Origin of the sequence: Micromonospora narathiwatensis (genome assembly GCF_900089605.1) — a bacterium.
In the GTDB taxonomy this organism is placed as follows: domain Bacteria; phylum Actinomycetota; class Actinomycetes; order Mycobacteriales; family Micromonosporaceae; genus Micromonospora; species Micromonospora narathiwatensis.
This window is the reverse complement of record NZ_LT594324.1, coordinates 4,814,065-4,838,518: the sequence shown is the minus strand read 5'-3', so window position 1 is coordinate 4,838,518 and position 24,454 is coordinate 4,814,065. Positions and strand designations below refer to the sequence as shown.

25 protein-coding genes are annotated in these 24,454 nt (G+C 74.4%); 19 read left to right on the top strand and 6 right to left on the bottom strand.

Annotated features, from left to right (window positions below):
* Entirely contained in the window at positions 1–270 is a 270-nt protein-coding gene (locus GA0070621_RS21075) for a hypothetical protein (protein WP_167667119.1), read from the bottom strand.
* Positions 271–347: 77 nt separating this feature from the next.
* On the opposite strand from GA0070621_RS21075, the gene GA0070621_RS21070 reads away from it, so the two are divergent.
* The 12 genes from GA0070621_RS21070 to GA0070621_RS21015 all read left to right on the top strand — a co-directional run bounded on the left by GA0070621_RS21070 (position 348) and on the right by GA0070621_RS21015 (position 11,000).
* Complete coding sequence (locus GA0070621_RS21070) at positions 348–1,268, top strand: proline dehydrogenase family protein (protein WP_091198587.1); 921 nt, start codon at positions 348–350, stop codon at positions 1,266–1,268.
* 114 nt (positions 1,269–1,382) lie between these two features.
* Positions 1,383–2,177: an alpha/beta fold hydrolase gene (locus GA0070621_RS21065; RefSeq protein WP_091198585.1), complete on the top strand. Its 795-nt coding sequence runs from the start codon at positions 1,383–1,385 to the stop codon at positions 2,175–2,177.
* Positions 2,170–2,742 (top strand): TetR/AcrR family transcriptional regulator, encoded by a 573-nt coding sequence (locus GA0070621_RS21060; RefSeq protein ID WP_091198584.1) that lies wholly within the window; start codon positions 2,170–2,172, stop codon positions 2,740–2,742. The genes GA0070621_RS21065 and GA0070621_RS21060 overlap by 8 nt, the downstream gene beginning before the upstream one ends.
* A complete protein-coding gene (locus GA0070621_RS21055; protein WP_091198582.1) occupies positions 2,739–3,074 on the top strand; it encodes a YrdB family protein in 336 nt (111 codons plus the stop codon). The genes GA0070621_RS21060 and GA0070621_RS21055 overlap by 4 nt, the downstream gene beginning before the upstream one ends.
* 95 nt (positions 3,075–3,169) lie before the next feature.
* On the top strand, positions 3,170–4,471 hold the full coding sequence (locus GA0070621_RS21050) for a gluzincin family metallopeptidase (RefSeq protein ID WP_167667118.1): 1,302 nt from the start codon (positions 3,170–3,172) through the stop codon (positions 4,469–4,471).
* A gap of 32 nt (positions 4,472–4,503) precedes the next feature.
* A complete protein-coding gene (locus GA0070621_RS21045; protein ID WP_167667117.1) occupies positions 4,504–5,883 on the top strand; it encodes an efflux RND transporter periplasmic adaptor subunit in 1,380 nt (459 codons plus the stop codon).
* A 50-nt stretch (positions 5,884–5,933) separates the two neighbouring features.
* A complete protein-coding gene (locus GA0070621_RS21040; RefSeq protein ID WP_091202681.1) occupies positions 5,934–6,785 on the top strand; it encodes an ABC transporter ATP-binding protein in 852 nt (283 codons plus the stop codon).
* A complete protein-coding gene (locus tag GA0070621_RS21035) occupies positions 6,782–7,966 on the top strand; it encodes an ABC transporter permease (RefSeq protein ID WP_091198580.1) in 1,185 nt (394 codons plus the stop codon). The genes GA0070621_RS21040 and GA0070621_RS21035 overlap by 4 nt, the downstream gene beginning before the upstream one ends.
* 232 nt (positions 7,967–8,198) lie before the next feature.
* Positions 8,199–8,408, top strand: a complete 210-nt coding sequence (locus tag GA0070621_RS21030; RefSeq protein ID WP_046564428.1) for a helix-turn-helix domain-containing protein — start codon at positions 8,199–8,201, stop codon at positions 8,406–8,408.
* Between the two features lie 220 nt (positions 8,409–8,628).
* Positions 8,629–8,730, top strand: coding sequence for a 30S ribosomal protein bS22 (locus tag GA0070621_RS21025; RefSeq protein ID WP_007465623.1), 102 nt, complete (start codon positions 8,629–8,631; stop codon positions 8,728–8,730).
* A 120-nt stretch (positions 8,731–8,850) separates the two neighbouring features.
* Positions 8,851–9,924, top strand: coding sequence for an NAD-dependent epimerase/dehydratase family protein (locus GA0070621_RS21020; protein WP_091198578.1), 1,074 nt, complete (start codon positions 8,851–8,853; stop codon positions 9,922–9,924).
* 164 nt (positions 9,925–10,088) lie between these two features.
* Entirely contained in the window at positions 10,089–11,000 is a 912-nt protein-coding gene (locus GA0070621_RS21015; protein ID WP_091202679.1) for a lysophospholipid acyltransferase family protein, read from the top strand.
* Positions 11,001–11,114: 114 nt separating this feature from the next.
* On the opposite strand, the gene GA0070621_RS21010 is transcribed toward GA0070621_RS21015, so the two are convergent.
* The 3 genes from GA0070621_RS21010 to GA0070621_RS21000 all read right to left on the bottom strand — a co-directional run bounded on the left by GA0070621_RS21010 (position 11,115) and on the right by GA0070621_RS21000 (position 14,268).
* On the bottom strand, positions 11,115–11,996 hold the full coding sequence (locus tag GA0070621_RS21010; RefSeq protein ID WP_091198576.1) for an HAD family hydrolase: 882 nt from the start codon (positions 11,994–11,996) through the stop codon (positions 11,115–11,117).
* Positions 11,997–12,122: 126 nt separating this feature from the next.
* Positions 12,123–12,992, bottom strand: coding sequence for a DUF5667 domain-containing protein (locus GA0070621_RS21005; protein ID WP_091198574.1), 870 nt, complete (start codon positions 12,990–12,992; stop codon positions 12,123–12,125).
* 292 nt (positions 12,993–13,284) lie between these two features.
* Complete coding sequence (locus GA0070621_RS21000) at positions 13,285–14,268, bottom strand: ECF subfamily RNA polymerase sigma factor, BldN family (RefSeq protein WP_091198572.1); 984 nt, start codon at positions 14,266–14,268, stop codon at positions 13,285–13,287.
* A 451-nt stretch (positions 14,269–14,719) separates the two neighbouring features.
* Between GA0070621_RS21000 and GA0070621_RS20995 the strand changes: the two genes are divergently transcribed.
* Genes GA0070621_RS20995 through GA0070621_RS20985 form a run of 3 tightly spaced genes read left to right on the top strand, consistent with a single transcriptional unit; the run spans position 14,720 to position 17,254 of the window.
* Positions 14,720–16,339: an AMP-binding protein gene (locus GA0070621_RS20995; protein WP_167667113.1), complete on the top strand. Its 1,620-nt coding sequence runs from the start codon at positions 14,720–14,722 to the stop codon at positions 16,337–16,339.
* Positions 16,329–16,583, top strand: a complete 255-nt coding sequence (locus GA0070621_RS20990; protein ID WP_091198568.1) for a glutaredoxin family protein — start codon at positions 16,329–16,331, stop codon at positions 16,581–16,583. The genes GA0070621_RS20995 and GA0070621_RS20990 overlap by 11 nt, the downstream gene beginning before the upstream one ends.
* Before the next feature lie 20 nt (positions 16,584–16,603).
* Positions 16,604–17,254: an HAD family hydrolase gene (locus tag GA0070621_RS20985; RefSeq protein WP_091198565.1), complete on the top strand. Its 651-nt coding sequence runs from the start codon at positions 16,604–16,606 to the stop codon at positions 17,252–17,254.
* A gap of 75 nt (positions 17,255–17,329) precedes the next feature.
* Here the strand turns inward: GA0070621_RS20985 and GA0070621_RS20980 are convergent, their stop codons facing one another.
* On the bottom strand, positions 17,330–17,995 hold the full coding sequence (locus tag GA0070621_RS20980) for a response regulator transcription factor (protein WP_091198563.1): 666 nt from the start codon (positions 17,993–17,995) through the stop codon (positions 17,330–17,332).
* Positions 17,996–18,078: 83 nt separating this feature from the next.
* Positions 18,079–19,383, bottom strand: coding sequence for a sensor histidine kinase (locus GA0070621_RS20975; protein ID WP_091198561.1), 1,305 nt, complete (start codon positions 19,381–19,383; stop codon positions 18,079–18,081).
* A 387-nt stretch (positions 19,384–19,770) separates the two neighbouring features.
* On the opposite strand from GA0070621_RS20975, the gene GA0070621_RS20970 reads away from it, so the two are divergent.
* The 4 genes from GA0070621_RS20970 to GA0070621_RS20955 are packed head-to-tail and all read left to right on the top strand — an operon-like array spanning position 19,771 to position 24,441.
* Positions 19,771–20,541 carry a redox-sensing transcriptional repressor Rex gene (locus GA0070621_RS20970; protein WP_091198559.1) on the top strand — a complete coding sequence of 257 codons (771 nt, stop codon included), beginning with the start codon at positions 19,771–19,773 and terminating at the stop codon, positions 20,539–20,541.
* On the top strand, positions 20,538–21,899 hold the full coding sequence (locus GA0070621_RS20965) for a glutamyl-tRNA reductase (protein ID WP_091198557.1): 1,362 nt from the start codon (positions 20,538–20,540) through the stop codon (positions 21,897–21,899). The genes GA0070621_RS20970 and GA0070621_RS20965 overlap by 4 nt, the downstream gene beginning before the upstream one ends.
* Complete coding sequence (gene hemC, locus GA0070621_RS20960; RefSeq protein WP_091198555.1) at positions 21,896–22,864, top strand: hydroxymethylbilane synthase; 969 nt, start codon at positions 21,896–21,898, stop codon at positions 22,862–22,864. The genes GA0070621_RS20965 and hemC overlap by 4 nt, the downstream gene beginning before the upstream one ends.
* Positions 22,861–24,441 (top strand): bifunctional uroporphyrinogen-III C-methyltransferase/uroporphyrinogen-III synthase, encoded by a 1,581-nt coding sequence (locus GA0070621_RS20955; RefSeq protein ID WP_091198553.1) that lies wholly within the window; start codon positions 22,861–22,863, stop codon positions 24,439–24,441. The genes hemC and GA0070621_RS20955 overlap by 4 nt, the downstream gene beginning before the upstream one ends.
* The last annotated feature ends 13 nt before the right edge of the window (positions 24,442–24,454 follow it).

Below are 24,454 nucleotides of genomic sequence, written 5' to 3'. Positions count from 1 at the left end.
TCAGCCGCCGCAGGAGGCGAGGTGGGTGCCGAAGCCGCCCCGGGCGGGCGGTGCGGCGGCGACCGGCGCGGGCGTGTCCCGGGCGGCGGCCGGACCCGGCTCCCGCAGGGCCAGCGCGACCGTGCCGCCACCACCGCCGCTGCCCCCGCTCGGGTTGCGGGCGCAGTTGTCGTCGTCGTTGTTGCAGCCGGAGAGGGTGAGCGCCAGCGCGGTCAGCGCGCCGAGGTGCACGGTGGCCGACCGGAGCCGGCGTCGGGGGCGTCGTTCCACGAGATCGTTTGTAGCCGACCCGGGCCAGCGCCGCTGCCCCCCGGCGGGGGTCGGCGGCCGGGCGTTACCCTCGGCTCATGCTCCGTTCCGTCATCCTCGCCGCGGCCCGGTCATCCCAGGTCGAGCGGCTCGTCGCGACGGCCCCGTTCACCCGGGACGTCGTCCGCCGGTTCGTCGCCGGCGCCGGCACCGACGACGCACTGCGCGTGACCCGCGCGCTCGTCGCCGACGGCCTCGCGGTCACCCTCGACAACCTCGGTGAGGACACCGTCACCCCGGAGCAGGCGAACGCCACCCGGGACGAATACCTGAAGCTGCTGCGGCTGCTCGCCGCCGCCGAGCTGACCCCGGCCGCCGAGGTCAGCGTGAAGCTGTCCGCGCTCGGGCAGATGTTCGACGAGCAGCTCGCGTACGACAACGCGCGGGCGATCTGCGCGGCGGCGGACGCGGCGGGCACCACGGTCACCCTGGACATGGAGGACCACACCACCACCGACTCGACGCTGGACGTCCTCGCCAAGCTGCGTAAGGACTACCCGTCGACCGGTGCGGTGCTCCAGGCGTACCTGCGGCGTACCGAGTCGGACTGCCGGGAGTTGTCCGGCGCCGGGTCCCGGGTGCGGCTCTGCAAGGGCGCGTACAAGGAGCCGGAGTCGGTCGCGTACCAGTCCGCCCGGGAGGTGGACAAGTCGTACGTGCGCTGCATGAACGTGCTGATGTCCGGCGCCGGCTATCCGATGCTGGCCACCCACGACCCGCGCCTGATCGCCATCGGTGAGGACCGGGCCCGCTGGTTCGACCGCGACCCGGACCGCTTCGAGTTCCAGATGCTGTACGGCATCCGTCCGGAGGAGCAGAAGCGGTTGATCGGTGAGGGCTACACCGTGCGCACCTACGTCCCCTACGGCGACCAGTGGTACGGCTACCTGATGCGCCGCCTGGCCGAGCGCCCGGCCAACCTGATGTTCTTCGGGCGCGCACTGACCTCCAAGAAGTGACCTGACTGGCTCGCCGAACGGCGAACGGGCCGGTGGGACGGGTGTCCCGCCGGCCCGTTCCGTGTTCGCGGGACGGACTTGACGGCAAAAGCTAATGGCATTAGCTTTACAGCTATGACGATTAGCCGAGTGTCGCGGGACGGCGGAACCATCGCCTACGAGGTGCACGGAGAGGGCCCGCTGGTGGTCCTCTCGCACGGCATGGGCGAGAACCGGGCGACCTTCCGGCATCTGGTGCCCCGGCTGGTGGCGGCCGGCTACCGGGTGGCCTCGGTCGACGTCCGGGGGCACGGCGACTCCAGCGTCCGGTGGCCCACGTACGCCCCGGCGGCGGTGGGCGGCGACCTGCTCGCCGTGGTCCGGGCGCTCGGCGGTGGCCCGGCCACCCTGGTCGGCAGCTCGTCCAGCGCGGCGGCCGTGGTCTTCGCCGCCGCCGACGGTGTCGAGCTGGTCAACGGGATCGTGCAGGTCAGCCCGTTCGTCACCCCGCCGAACCCGAGCCCGGCGCTGCGGCTGGCGCAGGTGATCGTGCTGCGCAGCCCCCGACTCTTCGGGATGTTCCACCGCACGCTGTTCCCGTGCGGGCGACCGGACGACGACGCCGCGTACCGGAAGGAACTGGTCGCCAGGCTGCGCGGCCGGATGGTCGCGGTCCGCGGCGTGATCGCGCTGGTTGAGCCGCACTGGGCCGCCCGGGCCGGGGACGTGCGCCAGCCGGTGCTGGTGCTGATGGGTACGAAGGACCCGGACTTTCCGGACCCGGGCGCCGAGGCGCGGGCCGCCCGGCGGCTCTTCGCCACCGCCGAGGCGCGCATGATCGCCGAGTCGGGCCACTACCCGCACGCCGACCAGCCCGACGCCACCGCCGCCGACCTGGTCGAGTTCCTGGCGGTGACCTCCCGTGCCTAGGGCCGGCCTCACCCCGACGGCCGTGGTCCGGGAGGCGGCCGTGCTCGCCGACGAGGTCGGCTACGACCGGCTCACCCTGGCCGCGCTCGCGAGCCGGCTCGGTGTGGCGCTGCCCAGCCTCTACAAGCACGTCAAGGGCGTGGACGACCTGCACCAGAAGCTGTCCGTGCTGGCCACCGCCGAGGTCGCCACCGAGCTGACCGCCGCCGCCGCGGGCCGGGCCGGCGGCGACGCGCTCCGCGCGGTGGCCACCGCGTTCCGGGAGTACGCCCGCCGGCACCCCGGCCGCTACCCGGCCACCCAGCGGGCACCGGATCCCGCCGACCCCGAGCACGTCGCCGCCGCCGAGCGGGCCGTCGGCGCCGTCTACGCGATCCTGCGCGGGTACGACCTCACCGGCGACGCGGCCGTCGACGCGACCAGGATGTTCCGGGCCGCGGTCCACGGCTTCATCACCCTTGAGGCGGCCGGCGGGTTCGGCCTGCCCCGGGACATCGACCGTTCCTTCGACCAGCTGGTCGCCGCGCTGGACACCGCCTACCGGGACTGGAGGTCCGCCAGATGAAGGCCGTACTGCTTGCGCTCGCCTTCCTGCTGGAGCTGGCGCTGCTCGTGGCCGCCGGATGGTGGGGGTTCACCCGCGACGTCGGCTGGCCGGTACGCCTGCTCGCCGGCCTCGGCGTGCCGCTGCTGATCGCGGTCGTGTGGGGCCTGTTCTGCTCGCCGAAGGCCAGCGTGCCGCTGCCCGCGCCGGCCAAGCTCAGCGTGCAGGCCGCCTGCTTCGTCACCGGCGGGCTGCTGCTCGCGCTGGCCGGGCGACCCGTACCCGGCGCACTGTTGGTGGGGCTCTGGGCGGTGAACAAGGCCCTGCTCACCCTCGCCCACGACCCGGTCTGAGCCGTCGACGTGGGGCCGTCACCCGCCGACGGTCGTCGTCCCGCCACGCGCGCCGGGCGCTGGCCGGATCGCCCGATTGGTCGTACCCTTCGCCGGTGACCGACGGTGACGAGCAGCCGGATGCGCCGGCCGGGGCGAGCGGCCCGGCACGATCGTCCCGCCGGCGGTGGCCGCTGTGGACGGCGCTCGCCCTGGTGCTCGTCCTGCTGGCGTGCGGCGCGCCCGGCGTACTCCTGCTCGGCCTGGTGCCCGGCGTGGCGGGGCGGCCGGCGGCGGGATCGGCCGACGACCCGGCGGCACGCCGCCTCGGGGAGCGGATGACCGCGCAGCTCGACCGCCAGGCCGCCGCACTGCTCGCCGGCGACCGGCCCGGCTTCCTCGCCGTCGCCGAGCCGCCCGCCCGTCCCGCCCTCACCCGCCGGTACGCCGCCCTGCGCGCACTGCGTGTCACGGTGTGGCGCCCCGAGGCGAACGGCGTGCCGGCGGAGGTCGACGGGCGGGCGGGGGAGTGGCGGCTGACGGTGCGGGTCGGTTACTGCTTCGTGGTGGTCGACTGCACCCCGAGCACCGTGACGATCGGCACCCGGTGGCGGATCGTCGGGGACGAACCCCGGCTGGTCACCGTCGAGGAGTCCCGGGCGGCGCCGGCCGGGGCCCGGCCCTGGGAGGTGAGCGACCTGGCCGTGGCGGTGGGGAAGCGGACCATGGTGGCCACCACGCCCGCGCTGCGGGCCAAGCTTCCCGGGCTGCTCGCCCAGGCCGAGGCCGCCGCCGAGGTCGCCGACCTCTACGTGGTCGCCGGCACCCCGCCGGACCGCTACCTGGTCTTCTACGCCGGACACACCGAGTGGCAGCGCTGGTACGGCGGCGGCCGGCCGAAGTGGACGGCCGGGTACGCGGTCGGCGTCGGCGGCGGACACCACGACGTCGTGCTGAACGCGCAGAGCATCACCCCGGCCGGGATCGACGACCTGCTCCGGCACGAGCTGACCCACGCCGCGTCGTTGCCCGACCGGGGCTACTCCGACCGGTCCACCTGGTGGCTCGTGGAAGGGCTGGCGGAGTACGCGGGCGCGGACGGCCAGCCGGTGGACCGCTACGACGGCCTCGCCGAGGTGCGGAAGTTGGTCCGGGGCGGCTGGGACGGCCGGCTCGACTCGCTCGCACCCGCCGACGACGCGGCCGACGACCGGGTCGGCGGCGCCTACGGCGTCAGCTACCTGGCCGTACGGCACCTGGTCGACCGGTACGGCGAGCAGCGGATGCTCGACTTCTTCCGGGCGGTGGTGCACGAACACCGGTCCGTGGACGAGGCCGCGGAGCGGGTGTTCGGCGACCCCTGGTCCGCCCTGCACGACGACTGCGTCGACTACCTCCGTACGGTCGCCGGCGGCTGACTCGCCTTCCCCGCCCCTCGTACGATCGACGGGTGCGCCGCCCCCACTCGCCGCGGTTGCCCGTGGCCACCCGCCCCCGCCTGCTCACCGCCCTCCTCGCCGTCGTCGCGCTGACCGGCAGCACGGCCGCCTCCTGCGGCGACGACCAGTCCGGCGTCACGGTGGCCCAGGTGGGCCACTCCGAGGTCGCCGAGGTGATCGACGCGCCGGCCACGGTGACCGCCCGGGCCGCCGCCACCCTCACCGCGCCCGCCGACGGCACCGTGGCCAGCCTGCGGGTCCAGCCCGGGCAGCGGGTCGCCCGTGGCCAGGTGCTCGCGGTGATCGACTCGCCGTCCGCCCAGGAGCGGCTGGGGCAGGCCCGCGAGGCGCTGCGCGCGGCCAAGCGGGCCGGCCGGGGGGTCGGCGTCGGCGACCTGGGCGGGCGCAAGCGCGGCACGGACAAGGCCGCCGCCGAGGCGTTCGACGCCGCGCGCCAGGCCGCCGGCAAGATCGGCGACCCGCAGTTGCGGTCCGCGCTGCTGCTCCAGGTCGATTCCGCGCAGCGGCAGTACGAGTCGGCCGCCCGCGCCGCCGACCAGGCGGTCGCCGCCGTGCAGCGTGGGGTGGCCGGGCTGAACAGCGCCGTCGGCGCGCTCTCCGCCGCGCAGCGCCTCCAGGCCCAGCAGGCGTACGACCTGGCGAAGGCGACCGTCGACGCGCTGACCCTGCGCGCCCCGATCGCCGGGGTGGTGCAGCCGGGCGGCACCCGGGCCGCCTCGACCGACCTCACCAGCCTGCTCGGCGCGGCCGGCGGCACGGCGGGAATCGACCCGTCGGCCCTCGGGTCCGGCGCTCAGGCCGGCCCCCCGCCCGGGGTGGACGACGCGGTGCCACCGGGCGGCCGGGTCACCGCCGGCACTCCCGTGCTCACCATCGTGGACACCGGTCAGCTCGGCCTGCTCGCCGAGGTGGACGAGACCGACGTGCTGCTGGTCCGGGCGGGCCTGTCCGCCTCGGTGGAGCTGGACGCGGTGACCGGCGCGACGTACGACGCCACGGTCCGCTCGGTGGACGTGCTGCCCACCAGTTCCGCGCGGGGCGGCGTCACCTACCGGGTCCGCCTCGGCCTCGGCGCCGGGCGACTCGGCGAGGGGGAGCCCGCCCCGACCCCGCGCCCCGGCATGAACGCCGTGGTCCACCTCCGGGTACGCGAGGCGACCGACGCGGTGGCCGTACCCGCCTCGGCGGTCTTCTCCGCCGACGGGCGGGACGCGGTCTGGGTGCTCCGGGACGGCAAGGCCGACCGGGTGCCGGTGACCGTCGGCGTGCAGGGGCAGGACCTGGTGCAGATCGTCAACGGGGTGCAGGCCGGCGACCGGATCGTGGTGCGGGGCACCGATCGGGTCCACGACGGCCAGGAACTGAGGTGAGCGCCGCGATCCCGACCCAGGGCCGGCCGGTGCGCGCCCTGCCCGCCGGGGTGCCGGCGATCGAGGCGGTCGACGTGTCCCGGACGTACGAGCTGGACGGGGTGTCCGTCTCCGCACTGCGCGGGGTGTCGCTCACCATCGCCCCCGGCGAGTACGCGGCGGTGATCGGGCCGTCCGGCTCCGGCAAGTCCACCCTGATGCACCTGCTCGGCGGGCTGGACCGGCCAACCGGCGGCCGGTTGGTGATCGGCGGCCGGGACGTGGCCACCCTCGGCGCGCCCGAGCTGGCGGCGTTGCGCAACGAGACCATCGGCTTCGTCTTCCAGGCGTTCCACCTGCTGCCCCGTACGTCGGCGGTGGACAACGTCGCGCTGCCGCTGGTCTACCGGGGGATCGGGGCGCGGCAGCGGCGGGAACGCGCGGCGGCGATGCTCGGCCGGGTCGGGCTCGGGCACCGGCTGGACCACCGGCCCAACCAGCTCTCCGGCGGCGAGCAGCAGCGGGTGGCCATCGCCCGCGCCCTGGTCACCGACCCGGCGGTGCTGCTCGCCGACGAGCCCACCGGCAACCTGGACACCGCCACCGGCGAGGCCGTGCTGGAGCTGCTGGAACGGCTGAACGCCGAGTCCGGGGTGGCCCTGGTGATGGTGACCCACGACCAGGAGGTGGCCGCCCGGGCCCGCCGGCGGATCGCCGTACGCGACGGCCTGATCCGGTCCGACACGGCTCATGATCGACCGCTGTCCGACGGTTCCGGTGGACCTGCGACACTGGACGGCGCTCCCAGCGCGGAGCCCCGGTCCGTGTCCGGAAGCGGCCCGGGGCACCCGTCCGGTGGCTCCGGTGGCGCCGCCGGAGCCACCGGGCGACTTCCGCGCCAGGCGCCCGGGGGTGTCGCGTGAGGATCACCGAAGCCTGGCGGGTGGCGCTGGACGCGCTGCGGGCGAACCGGCTGCGCAGCGCGCTGACCATGCTCGGGGTGATCATCGGGGTCGCCTCGGTGGTGCTGCTGGTGGCCATCGGCACCGGCACCAAGCAGAAGGTCGAGCAGCAGGTCGAGGGGCTCGGCTCCAACCTGTTGCTGGTGGTCCCCGGCCGGATCGAGGTCGGCACCGCCCCGGTGGTCTCGCCGCTGGACCTCAGGGACGTGGACGCGGTCTCCCGGGTGGTGGGCGACCCGGGACGGGTGGCCGTCACCATCGCCTCCGGCGCGACCGTCCGGGCCGGCACCCGTTCCGACTTCACCACGGTGCAGGGCGTTCTGGAGACCACCCCGGCGGTCTTCACCCGCTCGCTGGCCCGGGGCCGCTACCTCACCGGCGCCGACGTGGACACCAGCCGGCGGGTCGCGGTGCTCGGAGCGTCGGTGGCCCGGGCGCTCTTCCCCGATCGGGACCCGCTCGGCCAGCAGCTCGCGCTGGCCGGCGTCCGGTTCCGGGTGATCGGCGTGTTCGCCCCGCTCGGCCAGAGCCTCGGGGTGGACCGGGACGACGAGGTGCACATCCCGGTGACCGCCGCGCAGCGGCTCTGGGGCACCCAGCGGATCGACGGCATCGCGGTCAAGGCCCCGGACCGGGAGCAGATCGACGAACTCGGCGACCGGATCGTCGCGGAGCTGTCCCGCCGGCATCCGGACACCGAGTTCAGCGCTGTGACCCAGCAGCAGATTCTCGGGGTGCTCGGCGACATCCTCGGGGTGCTCACCGGCGTACTGGCCGCGATCGCCGGCATCTCGCTGCTGGTCGGCGGGGTGGGTGTCTCCAACATCATGCTCGTCTCGGTACGCGAGCGGACCCGCGAGATCGGCCTGCGCAAGGCGGTCGGCGCCCGACCCCGGGACATCGGGGTGCAGTTCCTGCTGGAGGCGGTGCTGCTCACCTCGCTCGGCGGGTTGACCGGGATGGCGCTCGGCGTGGGCACCGCGCTGCTGGTGGACGCGGTCTCGCCGATCCCCGCCGCGATCACCTGGTGGTCGCTGGCGCTCGCCTTCGGCGTCTCGGCCGCGGTCGGCATCGTCTTCGGGGTGGTCCCGGCCCAGCGGGCAGGTCGGCTCGACCCGGTGGTGGCGCTGCGTGCCGAGTGACGCCCCGAGCACGCCGCGTGACCCGCTCACGGGACCGGACGTGGCGTACTTCCGGGTGGAAAACGCCAGGTCAGGAGCGGGGAAGCGGCGAGCGTTCCATGATCAATCGCAGGAAGGGATCGCGCCGGTCACAGCCGTCCCGCTACCGTACTGGTAACACGCGCGTCGCTCGTCGTGGCGGGAGCAAGCCGCCCGGCGGCACGCGCCGGGCATGGGAATGGGTCGGTGAGCCATGGCCGGGTCGCAGTCCGACGCTCGACTGTCGGATGTCAGGTTCCTGACCGTCGCCGAGGTGGCGACGGTCATGCGGGTGTCCAAGATGACGGTCTATCGCCTCGTGCACAGCGGTGAGCTGACCGCGGTACGGGTCGGCCGATCGTTCCGGGTGCCCGAGCACGCCGTGCACGAGTACCTTCGGGGTGCGTTTCAGGAGACGGCCTGACGCACCGCCGGCCAGGCCGTCGAGTGCGACGTAACGGGCATCGACGGGGGCGCGTTGGTCCTGCTGACGCGCTCCGGCTACCCTGGACCCCGATCGTGACCGCACGCCGGTGCGCCCTGCCCACCACGCTGGTCCGATCCGTTGTCCGCAAGCGGTCACCGATGCCACCCGCGGTGGTGTCGCCCGGTCCGCCCCGCACGTTGCATCGAAAGGCTGTCGTATGGGCTCGGTGGTCAAGAAGCGCCGCAAGCGCATGGCTAAGAAGAAGCACCGCAAGCTGCTGCGCAAGACCCGCGTCCAGCGTCGCCGTCTCGGCAAGTGACCGGGGCCGGGCTCCGGCCCGGCACCCGGCAACACCTGCCAACAGTCGACCGTCGGAGGCTCAGGTGATCAGGCCGTGGACGTCCCGGCTCGATCCCGCCTGCCGGGCAAGGCGCGCGACATGACCCCCGGTGGCACCCCCGGTGCTCCGGGGGTCGTCGTCGTGACCGGGGTCGGGCGCTACCTCGCCGCGCACGTCGCCGCCCGGCTCGCCGCCGACCCGCGCATCGAGCGCGTCATCGGGGTCGACCCGGCGCCCCCCGCCGCCGAGCTCACCGACCTGCTCGACGGCGTCGAACGGATCCGCCTCGACCTCGACTCGCTCAGTGCCCTGCTCATCGACCTCGACGTCGACGCGGTGGTGCATCTTGCGCTGGTCAGCGCGCCCGATCCGCAGCACGGCGGCCGGGCCGCGATGAAGGAACAGAACGTCATCGGCACCATGCAGCTGCTCGCCGCCTGCCAGCGGGCGCCCCGGCTGCGCAAGCTGGTGGTCCGCTCCTCGACCGCCGCGTACGGGGTGTCGTTCCGCGACCCCGCCGTCTTCACCGAGGAGACCGAACCGCGCGAGGTGCCGCGCGGCGGATTCGGCCGCGACATCCTCGACATCGAGGGGTACGTCCGCGGGTTCCGCCGCCGCCGCCCCGACGTCACCGGGACCGTGCTGCGCTTCGCGCCGTTCATCGGCTCCACCGCCGACACCACGCTCACCCGCTACTTCTCCCAGCCGGTGGTGCCCACCGTCTTCGGCCGGGATCCCCGGCTCCAGTTCGTCCACTTCGACGACGCCCTGGAGGTGCTGCACCGCGCGGTCGCCGAGGACCATCCGGGGACGTACAACGTCGCCGGGCCGGGGGTGCTCTCCCTGTCGCAGGCGATCCGCCGGGCGGGCCGGGTGGCCGTGCCGGTGCTGGAACCGGGCATGTCCGGGGCCGCCGCGATCGCCCGCACCCTGGGCTTCGGCCGGTACGGGCTGGACCAGGTCGACCTTTTCGTGCACGGCCGGGTGGTGGACACCACGAGACTGGAACGCGAGTTCGGCTTCACGCCCCGCTCGACCGCCGCCGCCTTCGAGGACTTCATCCGGGCGCACCACGGCGGTGTGGTGGTCACCCGGGACCAGCTCGCCGCGGCCGAGCAGTTGGTGCTGGAAGGCATCCGGCAGGCCCGGGCCGCCGTTCGGGAACGGCCGTGAGCGGGGCCGAGGAGCGGGGCGAGGCCCGCTACGACGTACCGCTGACCGTGCGCGGGCCGGACGCGGACCCGGCGCGGCGCAACGGGCACCGGCGCGCGACGGCGGCCGCCGCCGAGCCGACACCGACCGACGAGCCGGACACCTCCACCGACGAGCCGGCGGCGGTGGCGGAGGCCGAGCCGCGGGCCGGCGCCCCGGTCGCGCCGCCCGGACCGGCGGTGGCGGACCAGCCCGGCGACCACTGGGACCACAAGGTCGCCAAGGGTCTCGCCTTCCTGCGGCGGCGGCTCTCCGGCGACTACGAGGTGGACGAGTTCGGCTTCGATCCGGAGCTGACCGACGCGGTCTTCCACCCGCTGGTCCGGCTGCTCTACCGGGACTGGTTCCGCACCGAGGTCAGCGGCGTGGAGCACGTGCCGGAGTCCGGGGCCGGCCTGGTGGTCGGCAACCACGCCGGCACGGTGGCACTGGACGCGCTGGTGCTGGCCACCGCGCTGCACGACCGGCACCCGGCACACCGCTACCTGCGGCTGCTCGGCGCCGACCTGGTCTTCCGGATGCCGGTGGTCTCCGAGATCGCCCGCAAGACCGGCGGGACGGTGGCCTGCAACCCGGACGCGGAGCGGCTGCTCGGCAACGGCGAGCTGGTCGGCGTCTTCCCGGAGGGGTTCAAGGGGGTCGGCAAGCTCTACGCCGACCGCTACAAGCTCCAGCGGTTCGGCCGGGGTGGATTCGTCTCGGCGGCGCTGCGTACGGGCACGCCGATCGTGCCGGTGGCGATCGTCGGGGGCGAGGAGATCTATCCGATTCTCGCCGACATCAAGCCGCTCGCCCGGCTGCTCAAGCTGCCCTACTTCCCGATCACACCGACGTTCCCCTGGTTGGGGCCGCTGGGCATGCTGCCGCTGCCGAGCAAGTGGCTGATCGAGTTCTGTCCACCGATCCCCACCGCGCACCTGCGTGACTCGGCGGACGACCCGCTGGTCGTGTTCAACCTCGCCGACCAGGTGCGGGAGACCATCCAGCAGACCCTTCACCAGCTGCTCGAACGCCGCCCCGACCCGTTCGGTCCCTGACCTGGCCGGGCATCTCAAGATCCGCGCAACTTCGCCGGGGCCGCTGCCTGCCGGGGAGCGGGAAGCGGCAGTTTCCCCGAAGTTGTCGGCCTGCGGTCGGGCGCGGGGGCGGGTTCAGTCGGCGCGGTGGCGACGGCGGTGCAGCGCCAGGCCGGCGGTGACCGCGCCGGCGAGCAGCCCGGCGGCGGCCGTCGACGGTACCGCGATCTTGAACGCCCGGCGTCCGGTGCGGAAGTCGCGGACGTCCCAGCCACGCCGGCGGGCCTGCCGCAGCAGCTCCGGATCGGGATTGATCGCCACCGGGTGACCCACGACCGAGAGCATCGGCAGGTCGTTGGCGGAGTCGCTGTAGGCCGCGCAGCGGTCCAGGTCCAGCCCCTCGACCGCGGCGAGCCGGGTCACCGCCTCGGCCTTGGCCGGCCCGTGCATGAGGTCGCCGACCAGCCGGCCGGTGTACGTCCCGTCGACCACCTCGGCCACGGTGCCGATCGCCCCGGTCAGCCCGAGCCGGGCCGCGATGACCCGGCCGATCTCGACCGGGGCGGCGCTGACGAGCCACACCCGCTCACCCGCGTCCAGGTGCCGCTGTGCCAGCCGTCGGGTGCCCGCCCAGATCCGGGGTGCCATCAGCTCGTCGAAGATCTCCTCGGCGAGCCGTTCCACGTCGTCGACCCGCCAGCCGTGGATGAAGGCGAGCGCAGCCTCCTTGGCCTGCGACATGTCCCCGGCGCGTTCGGTGGCGAAGAGCCGGAACCTCGCCTGCTGCCAGGCGAACCGGGCCAGGTCACCGGTCGTGAAGTATTTCCGCGCCGCCAGCCCGCGGGCGAACCAGTAGATCGAGGCGCCCTGCATCATCGTGTTGTCCACGTCGAAGAAGGCAGCGGCGGTGGAGGGGGCGGGCGTCGGGACCTCCGGGGCCGCCCCAGGGCTCTCGGACCAGGCGACGGTGCGGCCGTGGGCGTCGGTGCTGACCGTCACCTTCCGGCTCCGGGCCATGGCAACCCCCTCCCCTCGACCTCCCCGCCTGTCGAGCCTATCCGGGCGGGTGTGGCGGGCGGATGGCCGCAGTGGGCAGTGTGGCGTGGACGGCCGGCTCCCACGCCGACCGGACCCGGCGGACGGTCAGCGGTCGGCGGGGCAGGTGCCCGGAGTCGGGCCGAGCGCGTCGCTGGCCACCGGTGCCGGCAGCCCGCAGGCGATCGCGGCCCGGAGCCCGTCGGCGCGCCTGCCGACGCTGTCGAGCAGGTCCAGCGACCGGTGCGTACGGTCCCGCTCGACGTGGTCCACCCGGTCGAGCAGCCCGCTGACCGCGCGCCGCTGGCCGGTGAGGAACGCGTCGATCGCGTTCAGGCCCGTCTCGTCGGCGCGCTGCACGGCCACCGTGGTCAGCAGGCGTACGCCCTGCCGGGTGTCGGCGTCCATGTCGTCCAGCACGGCGCTGAACCCGACCCGGTCGCCACGGACCGTGGCCGCCTCGTCGAGTCGGGTCCGGGCGAAGTCCAGGAAGAGCTGACCGCGACTCAGGTCCGAGCTGGCCAGGGCGAGCTGGGCCCGTTCGGTGGAGCGCTTCATGCCGTAGAGGGCGTCGCCGGGCAGCGCGTTCTCGCTGGCGGCGGAGATGCCGGAGAGGGCGATCGCGCCGGCGGCCACCCCGACCAGGATCGCACCCCGGGCGCGGACCCGCCGGCCGGTCACGGCCGGCAGCAACGAACCGCGTACGCCGGTGCCCGTCGAGGCGGCCCCCGCCTGCGCCGGGGCTCCGACGCCCTCCCGCTCGGCGGTGGCGACCAGCATCGCGCGCAGCCCGGTGCGGAATTCCGCGTCGACCTCGACGGTCGGCCGGTCGGCGGCGAGTCGCTGGCCCACCGCGACGAGCGCGGCGAGTTCGTCGTCGGCCTTGGAACGGACATGGTGCCGCCGGCCGCCGTTAGCCTCGTCGAGGAGCTGTGCGAAGCGCTCGGCACGCCGACGGGAGAAGAGGTCACTGTCCACCGCAGGCACCCCCTCTCGCTGGTCACGGCCTCCTCGGCCGTCGTCGTCACCAGCGACCGGTGGCAGCGTGACGCCGACGGCCGACCGGAACGATCGACCGTGCCCGCCGGACCGGGTGGCCCGGGGGACGCCGGGACAACCACTGGTCGCACCCGGAGAAACGGACCGCGCCGGTCGGCGGTTACGGGGCCGGCGGCCGCGAATCACAAAGAGTGACCGTCGTCACTGGTGTGGAGGGGCGCGCGAGATCCACACCCGGCGGTCGACGGGCGGATGCCGAAGGGGAGTGGGATCAGGGCTGGAAACCGTCGGGCAGCAACCGGGCCAGCGCCCGGACCGCCCGGTACTGCAACGCCTTGATGGCGCCCTCGTTCTTGCCCATCGCGCGGGCCGTCTCGGCGACCGAGAAGCCCTGGAGGAAGCGGAGCACGATGCACTCCTGCTGCTCCGGGTTGAGCTGCTTGACCGCCGTGAGCAGCGCGACGTTGGTGATGTGCTCGACCACCGCCGCCTCCGGGCTGCCCTCCGGCCCCCTGTCCTCCCGATCGGCGTCGAGCACGTCGCCGGTGGTGACCTCCAGCCGGTACCGCCCCGACTTGAAGTGGTCGGCGACCAGGTTGCGGGCGATGGTGACCAGCCAGGCCCCCAGGTCCCGCCCCTGCCAGGTGAAGCTGCCGATCCGCTTGAGCGCCCGGAGGAAGGTGTCCGAGGTGAGATCCTCGGCGAGCTGGCGGTTGCCGACCCGGAAGTAGACGAAGCGGAAGACCGTGTCGACGTACCGGTCGTAGATCAGGCCGAACGCCTCGGCCTCGCCGGCCTGCGCCCGCTCGACCAGCGCCCACACCTCGGTCGCCGGGTCGGACGGATCGGGGCGGCTCGGGTAGCCGGTGGACGGCGTCGCGGCGGCGGGCACCACCGGCAGGATCGCGGTGTCGGCGGCCGGCACCGCCGGCAGCACGGCGGTCTCGCCGGCCGACGGGTCGGCGTTCGTCGGGCCGTCGGCCACCCGCCGGCCCTGCGCCGGCATCGCCGGCCGGGTCGGGGCGTTGAGCCGGCTGCTGGCGGGCTTCGCGTTGCCGCCCGGCACCACCGGACGCGGCGGCGCCTCATTGTGGTGCGTACGGTTGCGGACCCGTCGCGCCGTCCCGTCACCCCGTACGGCGAGGCTCCGCATCTCCTCGGTGGAGGTGCGCGGCTCCAGTCGCTCGTTGACCGGCGTCCGCTGGGTCGGGCCGGTCACCCCGGCCGGCCGTTCCGCGTAACCGAACGTGGTCACCGCGCCTCCCCGATCCACGCGGGGCACGACCGTCGCGGCGTCGCGGCGGGGCCGCGTAAGCCCCGGCCGGGCAGGGCACTTCCGGGACGTGCCGGCGGGCGGCAGATCCCCTTGAGGTGCTGGTCCAATGCGCTCACGGGCACGGGGGCCTCCTCGGGCTGAGGGGTGTCGACTCACGGCAAATGGGGTGAGCCGACCCGAGTGATGATAGGGGCCAACGTCACCCACGCGTGGCAAGTCCGTTACACAGAGCGGAAGTATTTCCCGTCCCGTCGCACCCATGGCGGACCGGTTGTCCGTCGTGTGCGGTTGACTTTCGCGTCGGAGTGGGATCCCGAGCGGAAACTCCTGATCGGAGCGATTCTCGCAGCGCCTTCGGCGTGTCGCGGCGACCGGCCGGTGCGGTTCGGGGCGTGGCCGGTCGACCCCGGTTGTGCCAGACTCAGCCATCGTGCAGGACGCCGCCGACCGCTCCGCGCCGAACCTCGCCGACCGGCTCCGCCGGGCGGCCACCGCCCACGGGGACCGCGCCGCGCTGCACTGGCGCGATCGGACCCTGACCTGGTCCGAACTGGACTCGGCGGTCACCGCGACCGCCCGCGCGCTCTCCGTCGCGGCACCACCGTCCGCCGGGGACGCCCACCCGCCCCGGGTCGCGATCGCCTTCGGCAACACCCCGGACTTCGTGGTCACCTACCTCGCGGCGCTGCGCGCCGGACTGGTGGCGGTGCCGGTCAACCCCGGCCTCACCGCCCGTGAGCTGCGGCACGTGCTCGCCGACTCCGGGGCCGCCGTGCTGGTCGGCGCGGCGGAGGTGGTCGAGCGCGTCGCGGCCGGCGAGCTGCCCGCGCTGACCGCCGTACACACCGCCCCGCCGGTCACCGATGGTGACGCCCCGGCCGGTTTCCCCGCCCGGGGCGGGGACGACCTCGCCGTTCTGCTCTACACCTCCGGCACCGAGGGGCGGCCCAAGGGCGCCATGCTGTCGCACCGCGCGCTGGCCGCCAACCACGAGCAGGTCGACCGGATCGACCCGCCGGTGGTCGGCCCCGCCGACATCGTGCTGCTCGCCCTGCCGCTGTTCCACGCGTACGGCCTGAACGCCGGGCTGGGCGCCGTGGTGCACCACGGCGCGACCGGGGTGCTCGTCGACGAGCCGGGTCCGACCGGGGCGCTCGCCGAGGTCGCCCGGCACCGGGTCAGCGTGCTGGTCGGCGTACCGTCGATGTTCCTGAGCTGGGCCGAGGCGGGCGGTGCCGGCCCGGCGGCGCTGGCCTCGGTACGGGTGGCGGTGTGCGGGGCGGCGCCGCTGCCGCCGGCGGTCGCGGCGCGCTTCACCGAGGTCACCGGGCGTCCGGTGCACGTCGGGTACGGGCTCACCGAGACCGCCCCGGTGCTCACCTCCACCCTGGTCGGCGGCGAGCCCAGGCCGGGCTCGATCGGCCGCCCGCTGCCCGGCGTCGAGCTGCGCCTGGTCGGCTCGGACGGCACGGAGCTGTGGCGCGACGGCGCGCCCGTGGCCGAGGAGGAGGCCGACGAGCTGGATCTCGCCGACGAGGCGTCGGGCACCGACCCGGGGCAGATCGTGGTGCGGGGCGCCAACCTGTTCGCCGGCTACTGGCCGGACGGGCGGGGCGGGCCGGACGCGGACGGCTGGTGGGCCACCGGCGACGTGGCGTACGCCGACGAGGACGGCGACCTCTTCCTGGTCGACCGGCTCGGCGAGCTGATCCTGGTCAACGGCTTCAACGTCTATCCGCACGAGGTGGAGCTGGTGCTCCAGGCGCATCCGGGAGTGGCCGAGTCCGCCGTCCTCGGGGTGCCGCACCCGCGGACCGGCGAGACTGTGCGGGCGTACGTGGTGCGGGCGGCCGGCCCGCCGGTGACGGCGGAGGAGCTGCTCGGGCACTGTGCGCGTAACCTGGCCCGGTTCAAGTGCCCGACCGCCGTCGAGTTCGTCGACAGCCTGCCGTACTCGGCGATCGGCAAGGTACGCAAGACCGAGCTCCGCCCGGCGGTGTCCCCGGCGCCGCCGACCCAGATCCGCACGGAGGTACCCGATGTCCAGTGACCCCCGGCTCATCCTGATCACCCGACCCGGCTGCCACCTGTGCGAGGACGCGAAGGCGGCGCTCGACCGGGTGGTGGCGGTCACCGGCGACCGCTGGATCGAGAAGGACGTCACCGAGGACATCGGGCTGGAACGCGAGTACGGCGACCGGCTGCCGGTCGTCCTGCTCGACGGCAAGGAACACGGCTACTGGCGGGTGGAGGAGCAGCGGCTGCTGCGGGACCTGACCACCCCGCAGCTCTGAACGGCCCTTACAGTGCAGCGATGACCACTGCGCGGCGCCACCTGGTGTGGGACTGGAACGGCACCCTGCTCGACGACCTCGACCTGGTGGTCCGGGCCACCAACGCGGCCTTCGCCACCGCCGGCGGCCCGGTGGTCAGCGCCGACGAGCACCGGGTGCGGTTCCGTCGGCCGATCGCCGCCTACTACGCCGAGATGCTCGGCCGGGCGATCGACGAGGAGGCGTTCGGCCGGCTCGACCGGATCTTCCACGACGCGTACCGGGCCGGGCTGACCAGCTGCGCCCTCGCGGCCGACGCGACCGCCGCGATCGCCGCCTGGCCGGGCAGCCAGTCGCTGCTGTCCATGTGGTTCCACGACGAGCTGGTCCCGACGGTCCGCACGTACGGGCTGACCCCGCACTTCACCCGGGTGGACGGGCTGCGGGCCGTGGTGGGCGGCGGGCACAAGGCCGAATGGCTGGCCAAGCACCTGGCCGAGCTGGGACTCGGCGGCCACGAGGTGGTGCTGATCGGCGACTCGCTGGACGACGCCGACGCCGCCGGGTCGGTCGGCGCCCCCTGCGTCCTCTACACCGGTGGCCTCTCCGACCCGGCCCGCCTCCGCGCCAGCGGCCACCCCGTCGCCGACACCCTCACCGACGCGGTCACCCTGGCCCGCGCCCTCCCCTGACCCGTCGCCCTTGCTGATCAAGAAGCTTGTGTCGGGGATTCGCGTGGGCCAGACGCAAACTTCTTGATCGACTCGCTAGGCCGGGGCGCGGAGGTGGGCGAGGACGGCCAGGACGCGGCGGTGGTGGGTGGTGGCGTCGGCGGGGAGGTCGAGCTTGGTGAAGATGTTGCGGACGTGCTTCTCGACCGCGCCGTCGCTGACCACGAGCGCTCGCGCGATCGCGGTGTTCGAACGGCCCTCGGCCATCAGGGCCAGTACCTCCCGCTCGCGCGGGGTCAGCCCGGCCAGCGGGTCGTCGCGCCGGCGCCGGACCAGCAGCTGGCCGATCACCTCCGGGTCGAGCACCGTTCCGCCGGCGGCCACCCGGTCCAGCGCGTCCAGGAACTCGTCGATCGCGGCCACCCGGTCCTTCAGCAGGTAGCCGATCCCGCCGCCGCCGGCCCCGCCGGTGGTGGCGAGCAGGTCGTCCGCGTACGACACCTCGACGTACTGGGAGAGCACCAGGACCGGCGTACGGGGCACCCGCCGGCGTGCCTCCACGGCGGCGCGCAACCCCTCGTCGGTGTGCGACGGTGGCATCCGGACGTCCACCACCGACACGTCCGGCCGGTGCGTCACCACCGCCTCGACCAGGGCGTTCCCGTCCCCGACGGCCGCCACCACCTCGTGTCCCGACTCGGTCAGCAGCCGGACCAGCCCCTCCCGGAGCAGTACGGCGTCGTCCGCGATCACCACCCGCATGGCTCCGGTGTCTATCACGTCCCGGCCCTTCCGGCCGGCCCGGCCGGGTGCGCCGGCCGTCCGGAGCCGGTGCGCCGGCCGGCTTACCGGGGCAGTTCGGCGTGGACCGCCGTGGGACCGCCGGTCGGGCTGGTCACCTCCAGGGAGCCGCCGCCGGCGCGTACCCGGTCGGCGATGCCGCTGAGCCCGTGCCCCTTGGCGACGTGCGCGCCGCCCACCCCGTCGTCCCACACGGTGATGTCCAGCCGGCCGACCCGGCGGGCCACCAGCACCCGGCAGGCGCGGGCCGAGCTGTGTTTGGCGACGTTGGTCAACGCCTCGGCCACCACGAAGTACGCGGTGCTCTCCACCGCCGGGTCCAGTCGTCCCTCGGGCGTACCCAGGTCGTCGTCGACCAGCAGCTCGGTGGGGACCAGGGCGCGGGCGGCGAGGGCGGCCAGGGCGCTGGGCAGTCCCCGGTCGACCAGGATCGGCGGCGCGATCCCCCGGGACAGGGCGCGCAGTTCGTCGAGCGTCTCCCGGGTCTGGGTGACCGCCTCGTCCAGGGTCCGCCGGGCCGCCTCCGGGTCGGCGGCGAGCTGCTGGCGGGCCCGGCTGAGGTCCATGGCGAGGCGGACCAGGCGCTGCTGCGGGCCGTCGTGGATGTCCCGCTCCAGCCGGCGCAGCGCGGACGCCTCGGCGGAGGCGGCGGCCCGCTTCTGCTCCTCCAGCGTGGTGATCCGCTGGCGCATCTCGGCCACCCCGGTCAGCAGCGAACGGGCCAGGCCGGCCTGGAGCCGGGCGCAGCCGCGGGCCAGCAGCGGCAGGCTGAGCAGGCAGAACAGGCCGATCGCCGTGTTCAGGACGATTCGTGCCTCGGCGCCGTCGCCCATCCCGAGGAGCTGGCTCAGGTCCTGGTCGCCCGGGCCGCGCGGGATCGCCCAGTCGTAGGTGAAGTAGAGGGTGCCGCCGATGGCCAGCACCCACCAGACCAGCAGCACCGCGAACGTGGGCACCGTCACCAGCAGCTTGAGGAAGGCGTGCAGCAGGTCGAGCCAGGACTGCGAGTCGCGCAGCGGCACCAGGATCCGGCGCCAGTAGCCCGACCCGGGCTCGGGCGCCAGGTAGGCGGGGCGGACCCGGGGCTGGCGGAGCACCCCGGGCAGCCGGAACCGTTCGAGATCGGCCAGCAGGCGGGCCGCGTACACGGTGCCGGCGAGGACGGGCAGGCCGAGCGTGGTGACCAGTAGCGCGGCGCTGAGAGCGATTCCCGTCACAGCCACCACGAAGCTGACCACCGCCAGCGGCATGCCGGCCAGCACGTAGCCGGAGTCGCGCAGGAGCTGGCGGCCGAGACCGGGTGCCGGTGTGGTGGGAGCGGGCGCGGTGGCCAGCGGTGTGGCGGTCATGCTCCGAGGCTATGGGCCGCGGCGCGTCCGGCCCATCCCGTGGCCTGGCCTCTCCGGGGTGGGGTTCTCCCTACCCCGGGTCGGACCGGCGCGCCGTCCGCGGTGACACGACGCGACCGGGCGGCGCGCGATTGGTCAGAGAAGTCTGGATTGAGCAATAATGCCGAACGGCGCGGGTGGCGCGCGGTTTATCGATCTTGTGGGACGGAGGGGCAGGTGAAGGCGCGTCGCGGGCCAGCAAGATCGCGATTTGTGCACCTCTTCACAAGCGCCTACTCTGTAGTTCCGACGCGCCCTGCTAGCACAGCCGGCAACCTCGGTCGCCAGCGGGAGTCCCGAAACGACCGGCCGCCGACGCTGGTCGAGGATCGCACCGCACGGAGTCTCATGAGTCAGCACCGTCACCCTGGCGCGCCCGGCCGCGCCGGTGCCGTACCGGCGCTCCCGGACCTGCCCGAGGCGACCGTCGCGCGGCTCCCGGAATACCTCCGTGCCCTGCACGCCCTCGCCGACGCCGGCGACGAGACGGTCTCCAGCGAGGCGCTGGCCAACGCGGCCGGAGTCAACTCGGCGAAGCTCCGCAAGGACCTCTCCCACCTCGGCTCGTACGGGACCCGGGGCGTCGGCTACGACGTGGCCCTGCTGATCGACCAGATCGAGTCGGTGCTCGGGCTCACCCAGTGCCGGTCGGTCGCCCTGGTCGGCGTGGGTAACCTCGGTCACGCCCTGGCCGGCTACGACGGCTTCGCCAGCCGCGGCTTCCGGATCGCCGCCCTTTTTGATGCCGATCGCGCCCGGATCGGCGAGCAGATCAACGGGCTGGTCGTCCGGCACATCGACGAGCTGCCCCGGGTGGCGGCCGAGGAGTCGATCTCGATCGGCGTGATCGCCACCCCGGCGCCGGCCGCCCAGGCGGTGGCCGACCAGCTCGTCGCCGTCGGCGTGACGAGCATCCTGAACTTCGCTCCCTGCGTACTCTCGGTTCCGGAGGGGGTCGACGTGCGCAAGGTCGATCTCGCGATCGAGCTGCAGATCCTGTCCTTCCACGAGCACCGCAAGGCGTCGCTGACCGCGCTCCCCGCCACCGGCGGGTCCGCCCTCACCGCTCTGCCCGGCGGGCTCGCGGCCACCGACACCCAGGAGGCGATCGGCACGTGAAACTGCTCGCCGTCGGCGCGTCCTACCGCACCGCCCCGGTCGCCACGCTGGAGCGGCTGGCCGTCCCGCCCGCCGACCTCACCCGCACCCTGGACCGGCTGGTCGCCCAGCCGTACGTCGCCGAGGCCGTGCTCGTCTCCACCTGCAACCGGGTGGAGGTTTACGCGGCCGTCTCCGGCTTCCACGGTGGCCTCGGCGACATCTGCGCGGTCCTGGCCGAGCAGGCCGGCTGCCCGCCGGCGGCCCTCGCCAACCACCTCTACGTGCACTACGACGCCGCCGCCGTCGACCACGCCTTCCGGGTCGCCGCCGGGCTGGACTCGATGGTGGTCGGCGAGGCGCAGATCCTCGGCCAGCTCCGCTACGCCTACCACTCGGCCAGCGGCGCCGACTCCGCCGGCCGCCTGCTGCACGAGCTGATGCAGCAGGCGCTGCGGGTGGGCAAGCGCGCGCACGCCGAGACCAACATCGACCGGGCCGGTCAGAGCGTGGTCACCGCCGCCCTCGACCTGGCCGCCGACCTGCTCGACGGCGACCTGGCCGGCCGGCCCGCCATGGTGGTGGGCGCCGGCGCGATGGGCTCGCTCGGCGTGGCCACCCTCTCCCGGCTGGGCGCCGGGCCGCTCACCGTCACCAACCGTGGTGCGGACCGGGCCCTCCGGTTGGCCGAATCGTACGGCGCGAACGCCGTGCCGATGGCCGAACTGGTCGACGCGCTCTCCACAGTGGACATCGTAGTGGCCGCCACCGCCGCCACGGAACCGGTCCTCACCCACGACGTGGTGACCCGGGCGCTGGCCCGGCGGGACGCCGACCGGGGCCCGCTGGTCCTGCTCGACCTGGCCGTCCCGCGCGACGTCGAAGAAGGGGTCGCCGAGCTGCCCGGCGTCGAGGTGATCGACATCGACCGGATGGCCGCGACCCTCGCCGACGGCTCCGCCGCCGCCGACGCCGCCGAGGTGACCCGGATCGTCGCCGGCGAGGTGGAGGCGTTCCTCAGCTGGCTGCGCGGCGCCGACGTGGCGCCCACCGTGGCCGCCCTGCGCGGGCGGGCCGACGACGTGGTCACCGCCGAACTGCGCCGGCTCGCCCAGCGCCGCCCCGACTTCACCGACGACCAGCGCGCCGAGGTGGCCCGCACCGTGCACCGGGTGGTGCAGCGGCTGCTGCACCAGCCGACCGTACGGGTCCGCCAGCTCGCCGCCGAACCCGGCGGCGACCAGTACGCGGCCCTGCTGCGCGAGCTGTTCGACCTGGAGGTGCCGCAGACCACCCCGGTCGGCACCGTGCCCGACGTGGTGGAAGCAGAGATCATCATGCCGGCTGACACCACCCCGCCCACCGGAGGTGTGCGATGACCGCCCCCCTGCGCCTCGGCACCCGGGGCAGCGCCCTGGCGATGGCCCAGTCGGGCCACGTGGCCGAGGCCCTCACCGCGGCCACCGGTCGCGAGGTCGAGCTGGTCGAGGTGGTGACCGCCGGGGACCGCTCCTCGGCCCCGGTGCACCGGCTCGGCGTCGGCGTCTTCGTCTCCGCGCTGCGGGACGCGCTGACCGCCGGCACGATCGACTTCGCCGTGCACTCGTACAAGGACCTGCCCACGGCGGAGGCCCCCGGCCTGCACATCGCGGCGGTGCCGCCCCGGCAGGACCCGCGTGACGCGCTGGTCGCCCGGGACGGCCGTACGCTCGCCGAGCTGCCGCCCGGCGCCCGGGTCGGCACCGGCGCGCTGCGCCGCATCGCCCAGCTGCACGCGCTCGGGATGCAGCTGGAGGTCAGCCCGATCCGGGGCAACGTGGACACCCGGCTCGGTCGGGTACTCGGCCCGGACGCCGACCTCGACGCCGTCGTCCTGGCCCGGGCCGGGCTCGCCCGGCTCGGCCGGACCGACGTGATCACCGAGACGCTCGATCCGATGCTGATGCTGCCCGCGCCCGCCCAGGGTGCGCTGGCGGTGGAGTGCCGGATCGACGATCAGGACCTGGTCGAGCTGCTCGCGGTGCTCGACCACGCGCCGTCCCGCGCCGCGGTGATCGCGGAACGGGCACTGCTGGCCACCCTGGAGGCCGGGTGCAGCGCACCCGTCGCCGCCTACGGCGAACTCGCAGAGGGTGAGACCGGTGAGGAGATCTACCTGCGCGGGGCGGTGATCAGCCCGGACGGTACCCGCGACCTCCGACTGTCCCGCACCGGAACGCCCGCCGACGCGGCGGAGATCGGTAAGGCACTCGCCGCCGAACTCCTCGAACTCGGCGCCGACTCGATCCTCGGCCAAGAAGGACACGCCGGCCCGGGGACCCAGCAATTTGGGAGCACAGAATGACCCGCACCCGTAAGCCCGTAGGCCGTATCGCGTTCGTCGGGGCCGGTCCCGGCGACCCGGGCCTGCTGACCCGCCGGGCGCACGACGCCCTGGTCGACGCCGACCAGGTGGTGTACGACCGGGGAATCCCCGAGTCGCTGCTCGACCACGTCCGTGCACAGGCCAAGCCCGACACCCAGTTCAGCCCGGCCGAGGGCGTACCGGGGGACGTGGCGAAGGTGCTGATCTCCGCGGCCCGCTCCGGGCTGAACGCGGTGCACCTGGTCGCCGGTGACCCGTTCGGCCACGACTCGGTGGTCAAGGAGGTGCAGGCGGTGGCGCGTACCGCCGCGCACTTCGAGGTGGTCCCGGGCGTCGGCCAGGCCGAGGGGGTGGCCACCTACGCGGGCGTGCCGCTGCCGGGGGTGCGGACCGCCGCCGACGTCGAGGACGTCACCGCGCTGGACTTCGAGGCGCTCGCCGCGGCCGTCGGCCGGGGCTCGCTGGCGCTGGCCGTGGACGCCGGCGACCTGGCCGCGATCCGGGACGGCCTGCTGGCCGCCGGGGTGGACGGCACCACGGGTGTCGGGGTGACCGGCGACGGCACCGGCGAGACGCAGTACACCACCACGTCGACCGTGGACTCCTTCGTCGCGGCGGCGCTCGGCTTCACCGGCCGGGTCGTGCTCACCGTCGGTGCGGGCGTCTCCGAACGCGACAAGCTGAGCTGGTGGGAGAACCGGCCGCTGTACGGCTGGAAAGTGCTCGTACCCCGGACCAAGGAGCAGGCCGGCGCGATGAGCGCCCGGCTGCGGGCGTACGGGGCGATCCCGTGCGAGGTGCCGACCATCGCGGTCGAGCCGCCGCGTACCCCGGCCCAGATGGAGCGGGCGATCAAGGGCCTGGTCGACGGCCGGTACGCCTGGGTGATCTTCACCTCGGTCAACGCGGTACGGGCCGTCTGGGAGAAGTTCGGCGAGCACGGCCTCGACGCCCGCCACTTCGGCGGCGTCAAGATCGCCTGTATCGGCGAGGCCACCGCGGACGCGGTCCGGGCGTTCGGCATCCAGCCGGAGCTGGTGCCCTCGGGCGAGCAGACCTCGGAGGGCCTGCTGGCCGAGTTCTCGCCGCACGACGAGATCCTCGACCCGGTCGGCCGGGTGCTGCTGCCGCGCGCCGACATCGCCACCGAGACCCTGGCCGCCGGGCTGACCGAGCGGGGCTGGGAGGTCGACGACGTGACCGCGTACCGGACCGTGCGGGCCGCCCCGCCGCCGGCCGAGATCCGTGACGCGATCAAGTCGGGCGGGTTCGACGCGGTGCTCTTCACCTCGTCCTCCACGGTCCGGAACCTGGTCGGTATCGCCGGGAAGCCGCACGCGCGTACCGTTGTCGCCGTCATCGGGCCCAAGACGGCGGAGACCGCGACGGAGTTCGGCCTGCGGGTCGACGTGCAGCCTCAGCACGCCTCGGTGCCCGACCTGGTGGAGGCGCTCGCCGCCTACGCCGTCGAGCTGCGCGAGAAGCTGGCCGCCATGCCGGCCAAGCAGCGCCGTGGCTCGAAGGTGCAGGGGCCCACCGCGCTGAGGTTCCGGTAGTCGTAGGGAGATT